Genomic DNA, 20,335 nt, shown 5'->3' on the forward strand with positions numbered 1-20,335 from the left:
GCCGGGTCCGCGGGAGCTTCTACGTCTGCTCGCCCTCCTGGGCGCGGCCGATGAAATCGCGCGGCTTCATGCCTGATTGCATGAGTTCGGCGCGGCGGGCCTGCACGTCGGATGCCGCGCCGACCATGTTGGTCAGGATGTGACTGACCTGTAGGTGCACCCGCATCCCCATCAGCTCCCAGGCTCGCTTCACATTGTTCTTCACCGCCATCAGCGTGGTCAGCGGAATCTGGGCGATCTTGCGAGCCATCTCCTCGACGGTGTCTTCGAGGTCCTCGCGCGGTACCACCTTGTTGAGCAGTCCCCATTCGAGGGCTTGCTCGGCGGTAAGCGTTGGCGCCAGCAGCAACCAGTCCATGGTGCGGTGCCAATTCATCAGCAACCACGGCTCGATCATCGTGTGACCGCCTGGCTCACCGAGGCTCTGCGCCAGCGGCATCTGGAAATACGCGTCCTCTGACGCGACGCAGAAATCGGTGAGCAGACCGAGGTAGATCCCGCCGCCCATGCAGTAGCCGTGAATCTGGGAGATCGTCGGCTTCGGAAACTCCCAGAGGTACAGGGTCGGCCACAGGAAGAGATCTGCGGTGCCCTTGTAGAGATCCTCAAAGGTGTCACCGAAGTCGGGATAGGGATTTTCATCCGGTCCCCACCGAGCGACGTGGCCGCCGCAGAACCCCTTGCCGTTGCCCTTGAGGATGACGACTTTGATTTCCTTGTCACGGTCGGCTTCGTGCAGGCACGTGTCGACCTCGGTCACCAGAACCGCGTCCTTGGTATTGGCCTTGTCGACGCGGTTGAGGATGATCCGCGCGATCGGGGGTTCGCGCTCGTAGATGACAGCTTCCAGGACGCGCCGCTCCATCCGCGTTACATTACCGGACCGCGACGTAACGCCGTCATGGTTTGTGCGCCGCATGCGCTATGCTGGACAGCAATGTCGGCGCACCTGCCGACAACGTCGTGGAACGCATCGTCATCCACCATCCCAGATGATTCGTGCAAGCAGCACGAGCTTTTCTCGCGGCGATCGATTTTGCCCACCGGCAATCTCGCCATCTCGTGCTCGGATTCGCGGTATCGCGATGCGCGCACGCCGATGCCTGAAAGGCACCGAAATAGTGACTACCGACACAAGTTTCGCCGACCTCGGCGTATCCGAGAACCTCGTCAGTGCGCTGAACAGGGTCGGCATTACCCAGCCGTTTCCGATCCAGGTTGCGACGCTGCCCGACGCGCTGGCCGGGCGCGATGTACTGGGGCGGGGTAAGACCGGCAGCGGAAAGACGCTCGCCTTCTCGATTCCGTTGATCAGCAGGATTTCCCGACGCAACAGGCGTCCGTCGCGGCCTTCGGGCTTGGTGCTTGCCCCGACTCGTGAATTGGCGACCCAAATCACCGCCACGCTGGAACCGCTCGCTGCCGCACAGGGTTTGAAGGTGACGACGATCTTTGGTGGCGTATCGCAAAACCGTCAGGTGGCCGCGCTGCAATCCGGGGTCGACGTGGTGGTGGCGTGTCCGGGCCGGCTCGAGGACCTGATGAAACAGCGGCTGATCAATCTCGATGCCGTTGCGATCACCGTCATCGACGAAGCGGATCACATGGCCGATCTCGGCTTTCTGCCCGGCGTCACACGCATTCTGACCGCCACGCCCGCTACCGGCCAGCGCCTGTTGTTCTCCGCGACGCTGGACAACGGGGTCGACAAACTCGTCAAGCGGTTCCTGCGCAACGAGGTGCTGCATTCGGTCGACGAGGCCAACTCCCCGGTGGCCGCGATGACCCATCACGTCTTCCATGTCGCCAGTACCGAGGCGAAGAAGGAACTGGTGCACCGGCTGGCGTCCGGCACCGGTCGCCGGATTCTGTTTCTGCGCACCAAGCATCAGGCGCGCAAACTGGCCAAGCAGCTCACCGAGGCGGGCGTTCCCGCGGTGGATCTGCACGGCAACCTTTCCCAGCCGGCGCGTGACCGCAACCTTGCCCGATTCGCCGCCGGGGACGCCCGCGTTCTGGTAGCCACTGACATCGCGGCGCGCGGCGTGCACGTCGACGACGTCGAACTTGTGGTGCACATTGATCCGCCCAGCGAGCACAAGTCGTATCTGCACCGTTCGGGGCGCACGGCCCGCGCGGGCAGCGCGGGTGACGTGGTGACGTTGGTGCTTCCCGAGCAGCAGGCGGAGACGCAGGTTTTGTTACGAAAGGCCGGCATCAAGGTCAAGCCCGCGCAGGTAACTGCGTCCTGCGCCGCGGTGCAGACGCTGGTCGGTGAGGTCGCGCCTTATCAGGCACCACCGGTCGCGGTGGCTGTTCCCCAGCAGCATCGCCGGCCGAGCGGCGCGGGTGCCCGGCGTGGACGTGGTCGTGGTCCCGGCGCACGATCGGCGTCGTCGGAATCCACACGCGTCGAACCGGCCGTCCAACATCGGGGCCCCACTGCGGCGCGCCGCGTCGAGCACCGTCGTCGGTCTGCCCGCCCACAGGGCAGCGCCAGGTAGTCCTGCCTCGTCAGCGCCGGGCGAGCAGCCATGCGTGCCCGTCGCCTTCGTCGCCCGCGAGCAGCTGAAGAGCCGCGAAGGCGCTCGGTAACTCGCCGGGGGCCGCGCGAAACGGCCCGGGCGCGGCACCGACCTCGCTGAGCACGGCGATCGCCAGCAGCCCGCCCGGTGCCAGGCGCTCGATCAGTGCTCCGTCGAGCCGGCTGTCACGAAATTTGTTGCACAGGATCATGTCTGCGGGCGGTCCGGGCGGCAGACCCTGGTCGAGGTCGGCGATGTCGAATCGGCAACGATCGCCAACATGGTTGCGCCGCGCCAACTCTCGTGCCTGCTCGACGGCGACCGCGGAAATGTCGATACCCCGGACATCCAACCCACGGCAGGCCAGCCAAACGGATCCGGTCCCCTGGCCACAGGCGATATCCAGTGCCAGACCTGTCGTCGGTAGCAGATCGGCGTGTGGGGCGAGGAAACTGGGTGGAGCGACCGCACCGGCGGGTCCCAGTTGGGCATAGCGTTCATCCCAGCGGCGACGGTCCTGTTCGGTCACACAGCCAAGGTTACCGGCGGCTATTTCTGGACAGATGTCTGTATTTCTGGCGTCAGTTTCTGAGCTTGGATTGGTTCTGGCAAGCGGCTGGGACGGCTCAGTCTCCGCTACCGCAACCGATAACGCTTTTGGCAGCTACCCGTGGCGCGCGGTTGTGGCACAGGTGGCTGCTTCATACACTGGACGGGTGTCTAGAGAAGTCCCGTCTCCTGGCGCGTCGCGCAGGTCGGATCGGCGGCCCGGACAGACCATCCGCAAAGTCCTCGACGCGGGACTCGAGGAATTGCGGGAATCGTCTTACGCGCACTTGACGATGCGGGCGGTGGCCCAGCGCGCCGGGGTTTCGCCGGCCAGCGCGTACACCTACTTCTCGTCGAAAAGCGCTCTGGTTGCGGCGGTCTACTTGCGGCTGCTCCGTGAGTTGCCGTTGCACACCGACGTCAACGACACCACCAAGACCCGAGTGAGCGCGACCCTGCGGGACATGGCGCTCATCGTCACCGACGAACCCGAGTTGACCGCCGGATGCGGCGCGGCGTTGATGGCCGACGATCCCGCGGTTACCCCGCTGCGGAGTGAGATCGCCGACGAGGTGGCCCGCCGGATCGGCGCCGCGCTCGGTCCAGGGTGGCCGCGGGCGGTGAAGTCGACGCTGCAAATGACGTTCGCCGGTGCGTTGATGACCGCTCGGTTTCTGCCCTACCCGGAGATCGCGGGGCAACTCGACGAAGCGGTGAATTTGATACTTGGTGCATCGGTCGCGTAGCGCGGGATTCATTTCCGCCGATGTCGCCTACCGCTGGTGCGATTCGCCGATTTATACCGGCGGCGATGTTCACCACCGCGCAATCCGAGGGGCTCGATCCGTAGCTGAGATCTGCTGCGCTACTTCGTTTTTTGTCAGTGGGTCTTCGTAGAATTCCGGTATGGTTTCGAGTTCGCGTGAGGAGATCGTGGAGGTCTTCCACGCGTTCGATGCCGAGCTGGATCGGGTGTGTGGGTTGTCCTTTGAGGCGTTGACAACGCCTGAGTTGATGTGGGCGCTGGACCGGTTGGAACGCGAGGAGCGCCGCAAACGCAGCGTGCGGCATGCGTTGATCAACCAACTGCAGGCACGCGCCAGCACCGAGGAACTGGGTGGCACCCTGTCGTGCGCGATGGCCGAGCGGTTACGGATCACCAAAGCCGAAGCCAGCCGACGCATCGCCGACGCCGAGGATCTAGGTGAGCGGCGGGCGTTGACCGGAGAACCGCTGGCGCGGCCTGATCGGTGATGGGCACGTCAAAGTGATCCGCGACTTCTTCACCCACCTGCCCAGCCATGTCGATGTGTTCACCCGCGCCGCCGCCGAAGCCGACCTGGCCGGCAAAGCCCGCCAGTACCGGCCCGATCAGGTGGCCCGCTACGCCCACCAACTCATGGCCCTACTGCACCCCGACGGCGACTACTCCGAGGAGGATCGGGCCCGCAAACGCAGCCTCGTCTTGGGCGAGCAAGAGTTTGAATGGCATGTCACGGCTGTCCGGGTTGATCACCCCCGAACTGCGGGCATTGGTTGAAGCCATGTTGGCCAAGCTCGCTGCCCCCGGCATGGCCGACCCCGACGACGACGCCGCGGCCGTGTACGGGGAACCGGCAGACAGTGCGGCGGCGCGCCGCGACCCGCGCAGCACCACCCAACGCAATCACGACGCCCTGGCCACCGCGATCCGCACCCTGTTCGCCTCCGGCAAACTGGGCCAGCATCGCGGCCTGCCGGTCACCGTCATCGTGACCACGACGCTGAAGGACCTCGAAGCCGGCACCGGCACGGCCCGCACCCCGCACCGCCGGCGGCTCCCTGCTGCCGATGGCCGACCTGATCCGCATGGCCGCCCAGGGCGCGCATCACTATCTGGCGATCTTCGACCACGCCAAACCGCTGGCGCTCTATCACGCCCAGCGCTCGGCCAACCCCGCCCAACGGCTCATGCTGCACGCCCTAGAGCGTGGTTGCACCCGGCCGGGCTGCGACCAATCCGGCTACCACAGCGAGGTCCACCACGTCAGCGGCTGGACCACCACGGGCCGCACAGACGTCACCGACCTCACCCTGGCCTGTGGGCCCGATAACAGACTGGCTGAGAAGGGTTGGACCACCCGCAAAAATGCCCGCGGCGACACCGAATGGCTCCCACCCGCCCACCTCGACCACGGCCAACCACGCATCAACACCTTCCATCACCCAGAGAAGCTGTTCGCAGCCGAGGATGACGAGCCCGGTTGAGGGTCTAAACGGGCGTGAGCGGCAACGACTTTCGTGGCTGGAAGACGAAGGTCGAGCCGCCGCTGAACTTCGTCACCGCGACCTCATCGAATTCTTTTGCCGCGGTGCTCGATTCGAACACATGCGCCGTCCATTCCGTTGCGGTGCCCTCCGATTCGACACGCAGGTGCGGGTCCACCGCGCTCGCGATCGCCTGCAGGGGTTCGGACGCATCCGGTGTCACCAGCGCAGGCCACGCGTTGTCTTCATGCGCCGGGGAGGCGCGCAGGTGCACCGCGTCCCGCTCGAAGTCGGCGAATACATAGACCGCAGGATTGAACAGCGGATGCAGCTCCATCACTCGAACGGCACCCTCGGGGCCGCCGGGAAGGTCGAGCGCACGGTGAATTCGCTCCGCCGCCAAGCCGGCTAGACCGATGAGCTGCTTGGTGGCGATCGAATGCGCCAGTGCGGCATCGTCACCCGCGCGCTTGCCCACCGCCAACGCGAACGACAGGTACAGCAGGTGCATCTGCAGGCAGACTTCGTCGGCGATACGCACCAGCGCGGAGTGAGAGAACGCCCCGAAGTCGAAATCGGACAGCAGTGGGCCCGAATAGTCGGCCAGGCCGGGCTCGCTGTCATCGATGGGGTCGAGCTCGGTCATGGCGGCGTTACTGCGGCCGATGATTTCCGACGCCGGGATGAATCCCACCTCGGGGTTCGAATCGTCGATGATCACCGTCCACGCACAGTGCGGCTGCCGATCGGAAGGCACTCGCGGCGGCCGGTGGATCGGACGCACCTGAGCCCGACGATTAGTGGCCAGGGCGGTGGCGTCGAACGTCGGGTCCTCGATGTCGTGGCACATGCCGCGCACGTAGTCCTCGCCCATCGGCTCGACATCCAACAGGGCACCGCAGTGGTCGAGCTGGAACTCTCCGTGCCAACGGTCGTGAACTGTGTAGCGGAAATCCATGAACTGCGGCGGAGCGCCGATGTCGAGCTGCAGGCCCTTGAATATCGTGACGACGTCGACACCCTCATATCGAAGCGCCCGCTGCATGCGTTTCGTGTACACCGGACTCGCGGCCGCCCACTCCTCGATAGCGATCTGCAGCATTTCCTCGCGGCCGAACCGCTGGATGCACCAAGCCATCCCGGATCGATCGATCATCTGACCGATCAGCAGCAGTTCCGGCACGAGGGTGCTGAGCTGATCGCGGGTGAGGGCCGCGTACCTGCTGGGCATAGGACAAATCCTCCGGTCTGCAGCGCCGCTAGGCCGACCATTTGGTAACGACACCGACGAACAGGGCTGCGTTCATCGTCAATTATGGACAGGTGTCTGGTTATGCCTCGACTCTAGCCCACCGCTTCCAGGTACGGCAAGAACGGTGCGATCAGGGTGAGAACAGCACGGTAGCTCGTGATTCGCTGGCGCAGCCACCGCGCAGACCGGCGTCGATGCCGCAAGTGCTGGACAGGTGTCCGATGAAGAGTACTCAGCCCTGCCGGGCTGCCTCCTGCACCAGCTGCACGCGTGAGCCGATACCCAACTTGGTGTAGATGTGCGTGAGGTGGGCCTGAACCGTGCGCGGCGACACGAACAACCGCGTCGCGATCTCCTTGTTCGCCATGCCTTCGCAGACGAGTCGGGCCACGTCACGCTCGGCCGGCGTCAAGGACCCCCAGCCGCTGTCCGGCCGCCTGCGCTGGCCGCGGCCTCGCTGCGCGTAGGCGATCGCTTCCTCGATGGAAAGCGCCTCGCCCTCCACCCAGGCGGCGTCAAAATCGCTGAATTCCATTGCTTTTCGCAGCGCTGCCACCAATTCCTGGTATTCGCCTTCGTGGATTTTGAAGCGCACGACGCCCATGCGTTCCCGAAGCTTCTGCGCGGCGCCCAGCAACCGTGCCGCCTCGGTGAGGCTGCCACTGCGGACCGACAGACCGGCGAGGCATTCCAAGGCATCCGGCACATGAAGATACACGTCAGTCTCGACGGCACAGCTCAATGCATCATGAGCGTCACGCTCGGCTTCGACGGGCATATTTTCGGCAATGTCTACGCGTGCGCGAAGCAGCAGGGCTACCACCCGGTGCCAGCCTTTTGCCACGGCGATCGCCGCATCCACCTGCTCACGGGCCTCAGCCAAATCGCCACGGGCCAGAGCGACTTGACTGGTATTGAACACGCGCTGGGCAGTGGCTACCGGTCGTTGGTGTAGGTACATGCCCTGATAGGCGGCTTCACCAGCCTCATATGCGCCCGCCAGATCACCGGCAGCCACTTTCGCTTGCGATAACTGCGCGTGCGCCATACCCAGGTAGTACTCGCCAAGATCAGCGGCCGCCGTTAACGCCGCGGCGCCCGCCGCGGCTGACTCTTCCAGGTCACCGTGATACGCGAGCGATATGCCCAGACCCATTGCGGCGATGGGCCCGGATACGCGGTCGTGAGTCTGATCGCACTCCGCGGTCACGTTCCGGAACTGAGAAATAGCCTCAACTAAGTTGCCCTGCACCAAAAATGACCAAGCAATCGCCAGTCGGCATTGTCGCGAGTTTCCTCGATCGCCGATCTCGTCGGCGATGTCGCGCCCCTCTTCGCCCGCCAGTCGTGCGGCATTGAGGTCACCAGTGTTCAAGCCGGTGTTGCTCTGCCAAGCCAGGATTTGGCTCAAGGTCCAACGCTCATTCAGAGCGCGGGCCAATCCGATCGCCTCTGAGTAGTACGTCGCGGCCGTTTGAGAATCGTATTGAGCACCGGCGGACAAACCAGATGCGGTGAGGGCTCGGGCGAGTAGAGCGGGATCGTCGAGTTCGCGGGCAATCTGCACCGAGCGTTGCGCAAGTTCCATATGCTGGCCACCCGCGAATACTTTCAGCACGGCTTCATCGGCGAGTGCACGCGCCCGCACCGCCGGTGATACATCGTTTCCGGCAGCCGGTATCACGCGAAACCACGCCATGCCCTCCATGATTCGCCCCCGGGTCAGCCAGACCGGTTGCAGGGACGACGCCAGCGCAGACGCCCGTTCAGTGGCACCATTCTCCAAATCCCAGCCCAGCGCATTGCGCAGGTTGTCCATCTCGAGTTCGGCTTGATCGAGCTGTTCTTCGTAATCGGGCCGGGCCGGCGCGTCGAGTAGTGCGGCGATTGCCGTGTAGTGATCGCAATGCCGGGACCGCACGGTGTCGGCTTCGCCCGACTCACCGAGTTTCTCCAATGCATACTGGCGCACCGTTTCCAGCAATCGGTACCGTGTGCGACCGCTACTGTCGTCGGCGACGACGAGGGACTTGTCGACAAGCAGCGTCAGTTGATCTAGCACCTGATACCGCTCGATCACATCCCCTCCGCACACGAATTGCGCTGCCGCAAGATCGAATCCGCCGTAGAAAACGGCCAGCCGTCGGAACAGGATGCGCTCGGTTTCGGTCAGCAGCGCATGCGACCAGTCCACCGAGGCCCGCAATGTCTGCTGCCGCCGGACAGCGGTGCGTGATCCGCCGGTCAGCAACCGGAAGCGGTCGTGCAGGCTGTCGACGATTTCGTTCAGGGACAGTGCCCGCACCCGCGCGGCGGCCAGTTCGATCGCCAGCGGCATGCCGTCCAGACGACGGCAGATTTCGGCGACCTGTGCGCTGTTGTCTTCGGTGACGGTGAATTCTGGTCTGGCTAGCCGGGCGCGTTCGGCGAACAGTTCGACCGCTTCGTCGGCCAGTGACAGTGACGGCACCAGCCAGGTCACCTCACCGGGGAGGTTCACCGGCTCCCTGCTGGTTGCCAGCACGGTCAGGCGCGCAGCACCGGCCAACAGCGTCGCCAACAGGGTGGCGCAGGCATCCAGCAGGTGCTCGCAGTTGTCCAACACGATCAGCATGTGCCGATCGCGCACGAACCGAAGCAGCGTGTCCATCGTCGATCGCCCCGGCTGATCCGGCAAACCCAACGCGCGGGCCACCGTCACCGGCACCACCTCGGCCGCCGTGATCGGTGCCAGATCGACATACCAAACGCCGCCGTCGAAATCGCCGGCAGTGCTGGTCGCAACCTGCACCGCCAGCCGGGTCTTGCCGACGCCGCCGGCCCCGGTCAACGTGACCAACCGATTGCCTGCCAACGCATCTCGCAAGTTCTCGATCTGCTCCCGACGGCCCACGAAGCTCGTCAGCTGCACCGGAAGGTTATGCGCGGCAACGCTACTCACACTTCGCAGCGGCGGGAAATGATTACGCAGATCGCCATGACATAGCTGCACCACCCGCTGCGGCCGGGCCAGATCACGCAGCGGGTGCGCACCCAGATCCATCAGCCAGGCACCCTCCGGTAATGACTCGGCGACCAGATCATCCGTGGTTCCCGACAGCACGGTTTGTCCGCCGTGCGCCAGATCGCGCAGCCTGGCCGTGCGATTGATCGTCGGGCCCACGTAATTGCCCTCGTCGCGCAATCGCACATCACCGGTGTGTATCCCGATGCGCAGCCGGATCGGCGCCAGCGGCGCCCGCTGCAACGCAAGAGCACACGCGACGGCGTCCGCGGCCCGGCCGAATGCGATGACGAAACTATCGCCCTCACCCTGCTCGACCGGCCGCACGCCATCGTGGGTCACCACCAGCTCGGCCAGCGCCTCGTCCAGCCGGGCCACCGCCGCCGCCATGACATCGGGCTGCGTCTCCCATAGCCGGGTCGATCCCTCGACGTCGGCAAGCAGCAGCGTCACCGTTCCGGTCGGCAGCCCAGTCACATTCACAGTCACACCAAGATCGCTCCACTCCGATGTGCTCATGCTAGCGAGCATGCGGTGACGCGGATCGCAAAACATCAGCCAAATAGCTAATGGTTCACGCACAAGCACGCGTATGTACGCGTCCGGCGTACCCGCAAATTGGCACGTTGGCCGATGGTCCGCGGCGGCCATCGCCGGATAGTCGAAGCCATCCCATCCAAGGAGGAAAGCATGACCGTTGATACCCACCGCCCCAGCGTGTTCGACATCGACCTGCCGCCGATCGCCTATCACGACGCCCGCGATCCTGAAGAGATGCATCGACTCATCAAGGAGGCCCGACAGCAGTCACCAATCGCCTTGGGGCCGTTCGGACCTGAGATCCTGACCTATGACCTGGTTCGTTCAGTGCTGCGCGACTCGCGATTCGCTATGCCGCGCGGGATCGCGTTGGTGGTACAGGGCATCAGCTCCGGGCCACTGTGGGATCGGGTCTGCCGCTTGCTGATCAGTCTTGACGGCGCCGAACATCACCGCTTGCGTCGCTTGGTCTCTCGGGCGTTCACTCCAAAAGCTGCGGCGCAGATGCGCGGCGCCTGTATCGAGGTGATCACGTCGCTTGTCGACCGGTACGCGGACGTCGGACGCTGCGACATCGTCACCGATATCGCCCGGTCGTACCCCATTCCGATTATCTGCCAGATGCTGGGTGCTCCTCGAGAGGATTGGTGGCTCTTTTCGGCATGGGCGGCCGATATCAGTAAAGTGTTCGGGGGCAACGTCGCTGGGTCGGAGTCAACGATTCTGAGAGCTTGGGAACAATTAGAGGCCTATATCGAGGCGCTGATCGCCAGCCGCCAAAGGTCGCTCACCGATGACCTGATCTCCGAGCTCATTCGCGCACAGGGCGACGGGCTCACGCATGAGGAATTGGTGAACCTGGTCGCTATCCTGCTCAACGCCGGAACCGATACGACGCGTCACCAGTTGGCCGCGGCAGTGCAAACCCTGTCCGAACACCCGGACCAGTGGCGACTACTCGCTGAGCACCCCGAACTCGCGCCGCAGGCCGTCGAGGAACTGATCCGTCACACACCGATCAGTGTCGGGGTGGTCCGGGTGGCGAGCGAGGACGTCGCACTCGAGGGCATCAGCATCCCCGCCGGCACCGTCGTTGTGGCGAACACCGCGTCGGCGAACCGCGACGAGACCGTCTACCACCAGCCCGATCGGCTGGACATCACCCGTCCGGAGCCGAAACCGATGCTGACCCTCGGCGGCGGCGTGCACTATTGCCTGGGTGCGCACCTGGCGAGGGTCGAACTCGCCGAGGCGCTCCGCGTCATCACTCGCCGTATGGCCAACGTACGGCGCACCGGTCCGGCCCCATGGCGGCCTCCTACCGAAATAATCGGCCCTACAACGCTTCCCATTGAATTCGATCCTTGCCGCTGATCTTGATGCAACACGAAAACTGATCCATAGTTGATCCACTCACCCACTTTCGGCAATCCTCGACAAGAGCGGAAACACGAGGAGGGTCGGACGTGGGTGTGGGACAGATCGCGCTGAACAGCGCACCGGTACTGGGCGGCGTGATGCTGGCCATTGCCGCCGGACAGTTCCGTGGGCCGGACTTTCGCGGCTTGATCAAACAGGACATGGACCTACTGGAGAGGCTGCCTCCCGAGGCCGCCGAGAGACGGGCCGAGTTGCAGCGCACGATCGACGCCCGGATCGACGAGCTGATCGAAGCCTCCGATCGGGGCCGAGCCATGCGCAAGGCCGCGGTGTCCTACCGCGGCAACTGGCGCGACATAGTGCTGTTGCTGTGCGCAGTGCTGTTCACCATCGTCTGGTGGGATGTCAGCCACAGCCGCAGCAACTGGCTGCCGACGTTCATCCTGCTGATCCTGCTGACGGTGGTGACCGCCGTCTATGCGCTGCGCGGGGTGGCACGTGCGAGCGTGACCATGATCCGCCGGCGGGGCGGCAGACAGTGACGGGCTAGCTACGGAGCGGCACTCCGTCGCGCCAGGCGATCATCTCACCGAGAGTGCTTAAGTCATAACCCTTTTCGGTCGGCCGGATCTCCGCAGTGAACAGGGTGACGCCTTCCTTGCGGTACAGGTCGGCCTCGTTCGGGCCGGTCCATGGCACGGCGCGCTCGATGGCGGCGTCGTCACGCTGGGCCGCCTCCGCGTACCACTTGAGCTGCTCGTCTCGGCGACGGAACTCGTCGATCGGCTCGACGGTGTGCCAGATGTCGGCGAACCCGGCGACCAACGGGAGGGAGTTGTCCAGGCCCGGACCACCGATGAGTATCGGGATCTCGCGCAGCGGCGGCGGGATCAGGCGGGCGAGCCGGTTCTCGATGCGGGCCAGACCATCCACGAACAGCCGCAAGCGGTCCCCGGCGGTCGGGTAGGCGTATCCGTAGCTGGTGTAATCCTTTTCATACCAACCAGATCCGAGTCCAAGGATGAGCCTGCCGCCGCTGATGTGGTCGACCGTGCGGGCCATATCCGCCAGCAGGTCGGGGTTGCGATAGCCGATGCCGGATACCAGCAGACCGATCTCGACCCGCGTGGTCAGTTCACCCCAGGTGGCCAGGGCAGTCCATCCTTCGAAGTGGTTGACGTCGTGTTGCTCGGGGAGCAGTCGTGGAACACCGTCTTGGTTCTCGACGAACGGCTTGTGGAAGTGGTCGTATCCGAATACGACGTCGGCCCCCATGGCCTCGGCGTCCAGGACCGCTTGACGCCAAGCTGCGTAGCTCGGAGTACCGCCGGGACATAGTTGAACTGCGACACGAGTCGCGCGAGGGGATGTCATCGAGACCTCTGTGGTTCGGGCAGCCGGAATGGATCCGACGTGGCGTAAGCGTCGAGCAGCGGGCCCCCCGCTCTGGCCACGCTGCCAGAGCAACCTCAGTTCAAAGCAAGTGCGGAAAAAACCAACGCGCGCGGTCGGCGAGTTATTTCCAGCAACTATAAATCCTGGTGAGAAGGCATTGCCCGGGGGTCGGCACGGTGCCAGGCTAACCACATGACAGAAGCCCAAGGGTTCGTCGACCAGGCCATGGTGGGCCTGGCCGAGCCTCAGCCCATGTACAAGGCGTTGCGCGAATCGGCGCCAGTGTTGCGCTCACCGCAAGCGGTGGTGTTGAGCCGGCTTTCCGACATCGAGATGGCCCTCAAGCGGACCGACCTTTTCTCTTCGAACATGGACGCCGTCGACCTCGGCAATCTGCGGCCGTTGATTCCGCTGCAGGTCGACCCGCCCGACCATGCGAAATACCGGCGCATTCTCGATCCGCTGTTCACCCCGCGGGAGATGGCTCGACGGGAGCCGCAGGTCACTGCGCTGGTGAACGAGATGATCGACCGCTTCGCCGATCGGGGCGAGTGCGACTTCCACGCCGAGTTCGCGGTGCCCCTGCCTTGTACCGTCTTTCTGCAGCTGCTGGGTCTTCCGCTGCAGGATCTGGACAAGTTCCTGGAATGGAAGGACGGGGTGATCCGTCCGGACGGCGCCACCGATTGGGACGACCGCCACGCCGCTTCAGCGCCGGTCGCGTTGCAGATCTACGAATACTTCGACCGTGCCATCGACGATCACATCGCGAGTCCGCGCGACGACGTGTTGTCGGCGATGATCGCCGCGGACCTCAAGGACGAGGACGGTGCGCCGAAGAAGCTGACCCGCGAGGAGCTACTTGACATCTGTTTCCTGTTCCTCATCGCTGGACTGGACACGGTGACCGACTCCCTTGACTGCTTCTTCGTGTTTTTGGCCCGCCACCCCGAGCACCGTCACCAGCTCGTCGAGCAACCCGACATCCTTCCGCACGCCATCGAGGAGCTGCTGCGCTGGGAGACACCGGTACCCGGCGTCGCCCGGGTCGCCATGCAAGAGGTCGAAGTCGGTGGCTGCCCGATCCACAAGGGCGACCGGGTGAGCCCACTGCTCGGCGCTGCCAACACGGATCCGGCGGAGTTCCCCGAGCCCGAACTCGTCGACTTCGCCCGTAACCCGAACCGGCACCGCGCCTTTGGCGGCGGACCACACCGCTGCCTCGGTTCTCACCTGGCCCGCATGGAACTGCGGGTGGCCTTGCGTGAATTCCATCGCCGCATCCCGGATTACGAGATTCCGCCCGGCACCGAATTGAAGTACACCGCCGCACTGCGCTCCGTGGAATCCCTGCCGCTGACGTTCCCGGTTGCCTTGCGATGACCCGTATTTCGATCGACGCCGACCGTTGTGTCGGGCATGGACGCTGCTATTCCCTGGCTCCAGACGTCTTCGACGCCGACGAGGTGGGGCATTCGGTCCTGCGCGTCGAGGAGGTGTCCGGAGAACTCGAGCAGCACGCTGTGGCGGGTGCGCAGAACTGTCCGGAAGAGGCGATCACCCTGACTTCGTGAGCTCGCGCTGGTTCGCTAGGTACGCTGACGCAAATCACGAGAAGGGATGTCCGCCCATGGAGCCAAGCGCACTCGATCCAGTAGCCAGCGAACGTTTGTCGCATGCCGCGAAGTCATGGACGTCTGACCTGTCGATCAACGAGTTCGCGCTGCTGCACGGGGCCGGCTTCGAACCGATCGAGCTGGTGATGGGCGTATCGGTGTACCACGTCGGATATCAGTTCACCGGGATGCGTCAGCAACAGGAACTGGGCGTGCTGACCGAGGCGACCTACCGCGCACGCTGGAATGCGATGGCCCGCATGCAGGCCGAAGCCGATGCGCTGCAGGCCGACGGCATCGTGGGTGTCCGACTCAGCTGGCGCCATCACGGCGAGGGCGGCGAACACCTGGAGTTCATGGCCGTCGGCACCGCGGTGCGCTACACCGAGAAGCCGGGTGCGTTCCGCCGGCCCAACGGTCAGGCGTTTTCCAGCCACCTGTCGGGTCAGGACATGGTGACGCTGTTGCGGTCGGGCCACACGCCGGTGGCGTTCGTGATGGGCAACTGCGTGTTTCACATTGCGGTGCAGGGCTTCATGCAGACGCTCAAGCAGATGGGCCGCAACATGGAGATGCCGCAGTGGACGCAGGGCAACTACCAGGCCCGAGAGCTGGCGATGTCCCGCATGCAGACCGAGGCCGAGCGCGACGGCGCCACCGGCGTGGTCGGCGTGCACTTCGCCATCTCGAACTACGCCTGGGGACACCACACGGTGGAGTTCTACACCGCAGGAACGGCCGTGCGCCGCACCGGTAGCGGCGAGACGATCAAGCCGACGTTCGTCCTGCCGATGGATAACTGATGGTCGAGTTCGACGCCGAGCGGGTCAGTCGAACGATCGCGGGTGCGCTCTCGGGGCCCGGCGGGGTCGCGCTGGTGGTGAACGTGTTCGCCGGGTTGCCCGGAGTCATCCATACACCGGCGCGGCGTGGCCTGTTCTCCTCCAGCCCTGAACGCATCCAGATCGGTGATTGGCGTTACGAGATAGCACGCGACGGCCGGCTGCTGGCCGGGCACGTCGTGAACGGCATCGTGATCGCCGAGGACATCCTGCTTGCCGACGCGGTAGGCCCGCACATCACCCGTGCGCTCAGCCAGATCGTCGCGCGGTACGGCGCCACGGTGATCCCGAACATCAACGCAGCCGTCGAGATCCTCGGCACCAGCACCGGGTATCAATACTGATCTTTTCGAATCAACTGCGCCCGATAGTTATTCAACATCCGACCGGGGCACCACGATATCGGTGGGACTGTCCCGACCCCGCAGCACGGTGGTGGTCAGCGTGCGCCAGTGGCGGGCCTCGGCTGCCGAAGCGCGACGCAGCGCGGCACCGGATGCCGCCACGCCGCTCTCTTGCTTCGCCACCTCGGTGAGCCGGGCCGCCTCGTTGACTGGGTCACCAATGACGGTGTATTCGTAACGGCGCGATTCGCCGATGTTGCCGGCGACGACCGTGCCCGCCGACACCCCGATGCCCGCTGTGACGGCTGAATGGTTGAGCCGGCAGCCCAATTCACGGGCGGCCGCCAGGGCCTTCCCGGCACAGTCGGCTAACTCCACCGGAGCGCCGAAAATCGCCAGTGCGGCGTCTCCTTCGAATTTGTTGATCAACCCCTGGTGCCGCTCGACGACGTCGACCACCACCGCGAAGAAGTCGTTGAGTAGCGCGACCAACTCTTCGGCGGACATCCGCTCGGCCAGCCGGGACGAGCCCACCAGATCCACGAACAACGCCGCAGCTTCACAGCTGACACCGCCGAGCGTTGCTTGCAGCCCGTCTCGTGAAGCGCTCTGCTCGGCCAGCCGCGCCACGTCATGCCCGACGTGCCGGCCGAACAGCTCGCGCAGCTGCTCGCGCTCGCGCAGACCCGCCGCCATTGTGTTGAACCCGGCCTGCAGCAGCCCGAGTTCGGAAGCGTCGAAAACCGGGACAGTGACATCGAAGTCGCCGCGCTGTACCCGCGCCATCCCCTGGCGGACCTCGTCGATGGGATCGGCGCTCACCGCGCCGGTGAACGCCGTGATAGCCAATCCGCTGAGGGCCGCACACCCGCCGAGCGTCAGCACCACGATCGCCAGTCGTTCCGCCGAATAGTCAATGACGAGTGCGCTGGCACCGACGAGCAGCAGCTCCAGCAGCGGTACACCGGTGCCCAGCGTCCAGGCCGCGACCGCGCGTAGCCGGAGTCCGGGTCCGCGGGCGCGAGACGGCGGGCTGTGGGTGAGCAACTCGGCCACCGACGAGCGCAGCACCCTCGTGCCCAACCAGTACGCCACCGGGCTGGTGACGACACCGCCCAGCAGTATCGCGATTCCCAACGTGGTCGCCAACCACGGCGCACCGAGGTTGACCACCACCATGACCACCGCTGCCCCCGCCCAGATCACACCCTGGATCAGCGCCATGCGGAACGGAATGGCCAACAGCAGCCGCTTTCGCGCCTCGGCCTCGTCGCCGCCGGCGCGGTACGTCGTCGCGAGCACTCCGCAAACGACCGCGATCGGGGTGGCGACACCGACGTAAACGGCCGCGACCAACATGTTGAGCACCATGACGTGCCGTTCACTGATCGCGTGGGCGGTGGGCAACGCCCAGAAGGTGGTTACCGCGATTACCGCAGCGCCCAACACATTTGGGGACAGGATCGCTACCAGGAGGATGGCGCGGGTACGCCATGCAACGGGCCACCTTCTGCCGCGCAGCCGCGCCCGCCAGTGGTTCACGGCTATTAACCTGCCTGACAAACGCGGCGGCATCAACAACCGCGCCCGTCATGAGCGCTCAGTCCTCCGTATGCCGCCGTTCGTCTCGTTCCAACCGGGCGCCGCACTCCAGCAGTTCTTTGAGGGCGTCCGGGAACGCGTCGGCCATATCCCAGAGGTCCGGCAGCAGATCCGGGCAGGAGATGATGCCGATGCCCAGCGTCCCGTTGAGCGACATCACGGTGATGTTGAGCCCGGCGCCGCCGAGCAGCGGGCCGAGCGGGTACATCGACTCCAGACGGCATCCGAGGAAGTACAGCTGCCCCTGCGGTCCCGGGACATTGGACAGAATCATGTTGTAGACGGGGCTGGTAGACAACGGGATTCGGGGCAGAATCCGCATTGCCGCGCCGAACATCGTCTGGCCGCCGAACTCCGTCCAGTCATGTAGCAGCGTGGGCCCCATTGCCGCGGTATGTTCCTTAGCTGCGCAATTGCCGGCGGCCATCCGACGGATGCGTTCCACCGGATCGCTGATCTGGGTTTCCAGCCGACAGAACATCCAGGTGGTCTGGTTGCGTCCGGGGCGATCGGACTTGTCGCGCACCGAAACCGGGACTGTGGCCACCAGCGGGACATCGGGCAGCTCGCCCTGCTGGAGCAGGAAGCGCCGCAGCACTCCCGCGCACAACGCCGTCACCACGTCGTTCACGGTGACCCCGAATTGGTTCTTCACCCGCTTCACGTCGCGCATGTCCAGCTCGGTGTACGCGACGTTGCGATAGCGGGTCAGCGGGCCGTTGAACGGAGTCGGTGGCGCAGAAAAAGGTGCTGCCATCGTTCGTCCGTCCCGGGCCCGGATCAGCGTCTGGGCGACCGTCACCGCCGTTGCCGGTAAAACCGTCGCCAGTCGCAGCGGTCGTTTCGCCACATTGAGGAATCCGCTCGCTGCGATCTGCAGCAGGCTGGCCCGCCCGGCGCCGGGCACCGGGCGCGGCGCGGGCGCGTCCGGCACCGCGCTGCACAACTGCGCGAGCAGGTTGGCACCGGCGACACCGTCGACCACCGAGTGGTGCACCTTGAGCAACACCGTCAATCGGTCGTCACGAGCGCCGCCCTCGATCACCCACATTTCCCACAGGGGGTGGTCGCGGTCCAGGGGCAAGCCGGCGATATGCCCGCAGATCTCGGAAATCTCGCGCCGGCCCCCCGGATCCGGCGCCGCAACCCGGTGCAGGTGCCGACGCAGTTCGAAACCCTCGTCGTCCACCCAGACCGGGTGGTCGGGGTTCCATTGGGTGTCCGCCAGCTTCATCCGGAACTCCGGGACCGCCTTGACATGTCTGGCCAACATCGCCCGCAACCGCGGGTACGAATAACCCCCGGGCATCGTGGATGGGTCGAGTTCCAGGACACAGCACACGTTCAGCGGCTGAGTCGGAGTCTCCATGTAGAGAAAGAAAGCATCAAGTCCGCTTAATCGTTCCATAGCCGCCTGCTCGACTAGTTAACGTGCAAAACGTGTTTTCCCGATAAACACCCCGGCCCGAAATGTCCCGCGCTCCCCATCGAGCTTCTGCACCGAGGTTCCGCACCGCGTACCCCGCCTATCCCGCGGCTAAACCACCGATTTTGTAGGCGGCGTTTGATGGGCGGGTTCTCCGGACCACCGGTCCAGCGCGCAGGCCAACTCGGCGGCGCTGGGAAGCCGCTGTTGTGCCCACGCGACGTAACCGTCGGGACGGACTAGGACCACCGCCGGAAGGGAACTGTCGCAATGTGTTTCGTGCTGCACGCCCGGGCGGTCGCCGACCTCGCCGACGGGTCCGGTGGTGAGCAGGACGAACCGGCCGCTGCGCAGCAATTTGTAGAGCCTGCCGCCGTTGCAGTTGACGTCGGGCATCCGCCTGCCCACCAGCGGGTGGTCCCCCCGGGAGCGGGGGTAGGCGATGCCGATGCCGCTGAGTCGTTCGGCTGCGATCCGGCGGCTGCGCGGGAAGTTCAGGATCGAGCGGACGACGAAGCGTTGCAGGAATCGGCGGACCGCCGAGCGGCCCAGCACCAACTGATTGAACATGTCGGTCATGGCCAGCACGTCAGCACCCACCGGGTGCCGCTCGGATTCATAACTGTCCAGCAGCAGCTCTGCGTGTGGGCCGCGCAGAACGCCGCGCACGACGGAAGCCAGTTTCCAGCCGAGGTTCATGGCGTCGCCGATGCCGGTGTTCATGCCCTGTCCCCCGATCGGCGAATGCACGTGCGCGGCATCACCGGCGAGGAAGACCCTTCCGACTCGGTAGCGCTTGGCTTGCCGGCGCTCACTGAGAAAGCGCGAGCTCCAACGCATCTCGCTGATACCGAACTCCTCACCGGCGATCCGGCTGAAGGCGTCAGTGATGTCGGCCATGGTCACCGGTGTGCTGAGCGGTTCCTGTTCCCGCAGCCGATCCCAGGCGATCGCGCGGTACCAACCGTCGCCGAACGGCAGCACCAGCACCACGCCCTCGTTGTTGGTCCGGGCGAACATCGGCTCCTCGGGAGGCCTGGTCAGTCGCACGTCAGCCAGCATGATGTGCGTCGCGTACTGCTTGCCGACGAAGTCGACATCGAGCAGCCGCCGCACCGCGCTGTGCGCGCCGTCGCACCCGACGACGTAGCCGGCCCGAACGCCCTCGCCGTTGGCGAGGGTGATCTCGACGCCGTCACCGTCCTGTTCGAGCCCGGCGACTTCGGCGCCGCGGATCACCCGGACGCCAAGCCGTTCGGCCCGGGCGGCCAGCACGTGTTCGGTGCCGCTCTGCGGAACCATCAGGATGAAGGGGTAGCGCACCTGCAGTTCCTCGGCCAGCGACACCGTTGCACCCGGTACCGGCGCCACCGCGCCGACCGCGAAACCCCTCTTGAGGACGTCGTCGACGAGCCCGCGGCTGTCGAGCAGTTCGAGGGTGCGTGCGTGAATGGCGAATGCCCGGGTGATGTTCGTCGATTCCTGGCGTCGTTCCAGCACGGCCACACGAACTCCGCGCATCGCCAGCTCACAGGCCAGCATCAAGCCGGTGGGCCCGGCGCCGATGACGGCGACATCAAGGTTTCTAGGCATGCTCTCGGGCATCGGTGGCT

The 20,335-nt window shown here is 65.1% G+C and carries 16 protein-coding genes and 1 pseudogene; 9 read left to right on the forward strand and 8 right to left on the reverse strand.

Annotation, left to right across the window (positions count from 1 at the left end; all coding sequences use genetic code 11):
* Nucleotides 1–19: 19 nt before the first annotated feature.
* Nucleotides 20–865 (reverse strand): enoyl-CoA hydratase-related protein, encoded by an 846-nt coding sequence (locus BN972_RS18045; protein WP_036360384.1) that lies wholly within the window; start codon nt 863–865, stop codon nt 20–22.
* Nucleotides 866–1,121: 256 nt separating this feature from the next.
* Between BN972_RS18045 and BN972_RS18050 the strand changes: the two genes are divergently transcribed.
* The gene (locus BN972_RS18050) at nt 1,122–2,504 is read left to right on the forward strand and encodes a DEAD/DEAH box helicase (RefSeq protein ID WP_036361219.1); all 1,383 of its coding nucleotides are present in this window, start codon (nt 1,122–1,124) and stop codon (nt 2,502–2,504) included.
* Nucleotides 2,505–2,514: 10 nt separating this feature from the next.
* On the opposite strand, the gene BN972_RS18055 is transcribed toward BN972_RS18050, so the two are convergent.
* Nucleotides 2,515–3,054 (reverse strand): class I SAM-dependent methyltransferase, encoded by a 540-nt coding sequence (locus BN972_RS18055; RefSeq protein ID WP_036360386.1) that lies wholly within the window; start codon nt 3,052–3,054, stop codon nt 2,515–2,517.
* Nucleotides 3,055–3,241: 187 nt separating this feature from the next.
* On the opposite strand from BN972_RS18055, the gene BN972_RS18060 reads away from it, so the two are divergent.
* Nucleotides 3,242–3,820, forward strand: a complete 579-nt coding sequence (locus BN972_RS18060) for a TetR/AcrR family transcriptional regulator (protein ID WP_036361221.1) — start codon at nt 3,242–3,244, stop codon at nt 3,818–3,820.
* 160 nt (nt 3,821–3,980) lie between these two features.
* Nucleotides 3,981–5,321 (forward strand): annotated as a pseudogene (locus tag BN972_RS18065) (HNH endonuclease signature motif containing protein).
* A gap of 4 nt (nt 5,322–5,325) precedes the next feature.
* Here BN972_RS18065 and BN972_RS18070 read toward each other — a convergent pair.
* On the reverse strand, nt 5,326–6,552 hold the full coding sequence (locus BN972_RS18070) for a hypothetical protein (protein ID WP_036360389.1): 1,227 nt from the start codon (nt 6,550–6,552) through the stop codon (nt 5,326–5,328).
* Nucleotides 6,553–6,805: 253 nt separating this feature from the next.
* Nucleotides 6,806–10,096, reverse strand: coding sequence for a LuxR family transcriptional regulator (locus tag BN972_RS18075; RefSeq protein ID WP_051545564.1), 3,291 nt, complete (start codon nt 10,094–10,096; stop codon nt 6,806–6,808).
* 171 nt (nt 10,097–10,267) lie between these two features.
* Here BN972_RS18075 and BN972_RS18080 point away from each other — a divergent pair, with 171 nt between their 5' ends.
* Both BN972_RS18080 and BN972_RS18085 read left to right on the forward strand, forming a co-directional pair.
* Entirely contained in the window at nt 10,268–11,491 is a 1,224-nt protein-coding gene (locus BN972_RS18080; RefSeq protein ID WP_036361226.1) for a cytochrome P450, read from the forward strand.
* A gap of 143 nt (nt 11,492–11,634) precedes the next feature.
* A complete protein-coding gene (locus BN972_RS18085; RefSeq protein WP_051545664.1) occupies nt 11,635–12,039 on the forward strand; it encodes a hypothetical protein in 405 nt (134 codons plus the stop codon).
* A 4-nt stretch (nt 12,040–12,043) separates the two neighbouring features.
* Here BN972_RS18085 and BN972_RS18090 read toward each other — a convergent pair whose 3' ends face one another.
* The gene (locus tag BN972_RS18090; RefSeq protein WP_036360393.1) at nt 12,044–12,871 is read right to left on the reverse strand and encodes an LLM class F420-dependent oxidoreductase; all 828 of its coding nucleotides are present in this window, start codon (nt 12,869–12,871) and stop codon (nt 12,044–12,046) included.
* 213 nt (nt 12,872–13,084) lie between these two features.
* Between BN972_RS18090 and BN972_RS18095 the strand changes: the two genes are divergently transcribed.
* Genes BN972_RS18095 through BN972_RS18110 form a run of 4 tightly spaced genes read left to right on the forward strand, consistent with a single transcriptional unit; the run spans nt 13,085 to nt 15,694 of the window.
* Nucleotides 13,085–14,275 (forward strand): cytochrome P450, encoded by a 1,191-nt coding sequence (locus BN972_RS18095; protein WP_036360395.1) that lies wholly within the window; start codon nt 13,085–13,087, stop codon nt 14,273–14,275.
* Nucleotides 14,272–14,466, forward strand: coding sequence for a ferredoxin (locus BN972_RS18100; protein WP_036360397.1), 195 nt, complete (start codon nt 14,272–14,274; stop codon nt 14,464–14,466). The genes BN972_RS18095 and BN972_RS18100 overlap by 4 nt, the downstream gene beginning before the upstream one ends.
* Nucleotides 14,467–14,522: 56 nt before the next feature.
* A complete protein-coding gene (locus tag BN972_RS18105) occupies nt 14,523–15,311 on the forward strand; it encodes a heavy metal-binding domain-containing protein (protein WP_036360398.1) in 789 nt (262 codons plus the stop codon).
* Nucleotides 15,311–15,694, forward strand: coding sequence for a DUF5073 family protein (locus BN972_RS18110; RefSeq protein WP_036360400.1), 384 nt, complete (start codon nt 15,311–15,313; stop codon nt 15,692–15,694). Before BN972_RS18105 ends, BN972_RS18110 begins: the two co-directional genes overlap by 1 nt.
* Before the next feature lie 27 nt (nt 15,695–15,721).
* Here the strand turns inward: BN972_RS18110 and BN972_RS18115 are convergent, their stop codons facing one another.
* The 3 genes from BN972_RS18115 to BN972_RS18125 form a co-directional block, all read right to left on the reverse strand.
* Nucleotides 15,722–17,236, reverse strand: coding sequence for an adenylate/guanylate cyclase domain-containing protein (locus tag BN972_RS18115; protein WP_200869739.1), 1,515 nt, complete (start codon nt 17,234–17,236; stop codon nt 15,722–15,724).
* A gap of 58 nt (nt 17,237–17,294) precedes the next feature.
* On the reverse strand, nt 17,295–18,704 hold the full coding sequence (locus BN972_RS18120) for a WS/DGAT/MGAT family O-acyltransferase (RefSeq protein WP_036360402.1): 1,410 nt from the start codon (nt 18,702–18,704) through the stop codon (nt 17,295–17,297).
* Between the two features lie 129 nt (nt 18,705–18,833).
* Nucleotides 18,834–20,327, reverse strand: coding sequence for an FAD-dependent oxidoreductase (locus BN972_RS18125; protein ID WP_080696899.1), 1,494 nt, complete (start codon nt 20,325–20,327; stop codon nt 18,834–18,836).
* Nucleotides 20,328–20,335 lie beyond the last annotated feature (8 nt).

This window comes from Mycobacterium asiaticum DSM 44297 (genome assembly GCF_000613245.1).
Taxonomy (GTDB): Bacteria; Actinomycetota; Actinomycetes; order Mycobacteriales; family Mycobacteriaceae; genus Mycobacterium; species Mycobacterium asiaticum.

What these genes read in the sequence shown, in the direction of transcription:
- BN972_RS18075 (WP_051545564.1), bottom strand. Translation starts at nt 10,096, where the DNA reads ATGAGCACATCGGAGTGGAGCGATCTTGGTGTGACTGTGAATGTGACT.
- BN972_RS18070 (WP_036360389.1), bottom strand. Translation starts at nt 6,552, where the DNA reads ATGCCCAGCAGGTACGCGGCCCTCACCCGCGATCAGCTCAGCACCCTC.
- BN972_RS18105 (WP_036360398.1), top strand. Translation starts at nt 14,523, where the DNA reads ATGGAGCCAAGCGCACTCGATCCAGTAGCCAGCGAACGTTTGTCGCAT.
- BN972_RS18095 (WP_036360395.1), top strand. Translation starts at nt 13,085, where the DNA reads ATGACAGAAGCCCAAGGGTTCGTCGACCAGGCCATGGTGGGCCTGGCC.
- BN972_RS18110 (WP_036360400.1), top strand. Translation starts at nt 15,311, where the DNA reads ATGGTCGAGTTCGACGCCGAGCGGGTCAGTCGAACGATCGCGGGTGCG.
- BN972_RS18090 (WP_036360393.1), bottom strand. Translation starts at nt 12,871, where the DNA reads ATGACATCCCCTCGCGCGACTCGTGTCGCAGTTCAACTATGTCCCGGC.
- BN972_RS18085 (WP_051545664.1), top strand. Translation starts at nt 11,635, where the DNA reads ATGCTGGCCATTGCCGCCGGACAGTTCCGTGGGCCGGACTTTCGCGGC.
- BN972_RS18080 (WP_036361226.1), top strand. Translation starts at nt 10,268, where the DNA reads ATGACCGTTGATACCCACCGCCCCAGCGTGTTCGACATCGACCTGCCG.
- BN972_RS18045 (WP_036360384.1), bottom strand. Translation starts at nt 865, where the DNA reads ATGGAGCGGCGCGTCCTGGAAGCTGTCATCTACGAGCGCGAACCCCCG.
- BN972_RS18125 (WP_080696899.1), bottom strand. Translation starts at nt 20,327, where the DNA reads ATGCCCGAGAGCATGCCTAGAAACCTTGATGTCGCCGTCATCGGCGCC.
- BN972_RS18120 (WP_036360402.1), bottom strand. Translation starts at nt 18,704, where the DNA reads ATGGAACGATTAAGCGGACTTGATGCTTTCTTTCTCTACATGGAGACT.
- BN972_RS18100 (WP_036360397.1), top strand. Translation starts at nt 14,272, where the DNA reads ATGACCCGTATTTCGATCGACGCCGACCGTTGTGTCGGGCATGGACGC.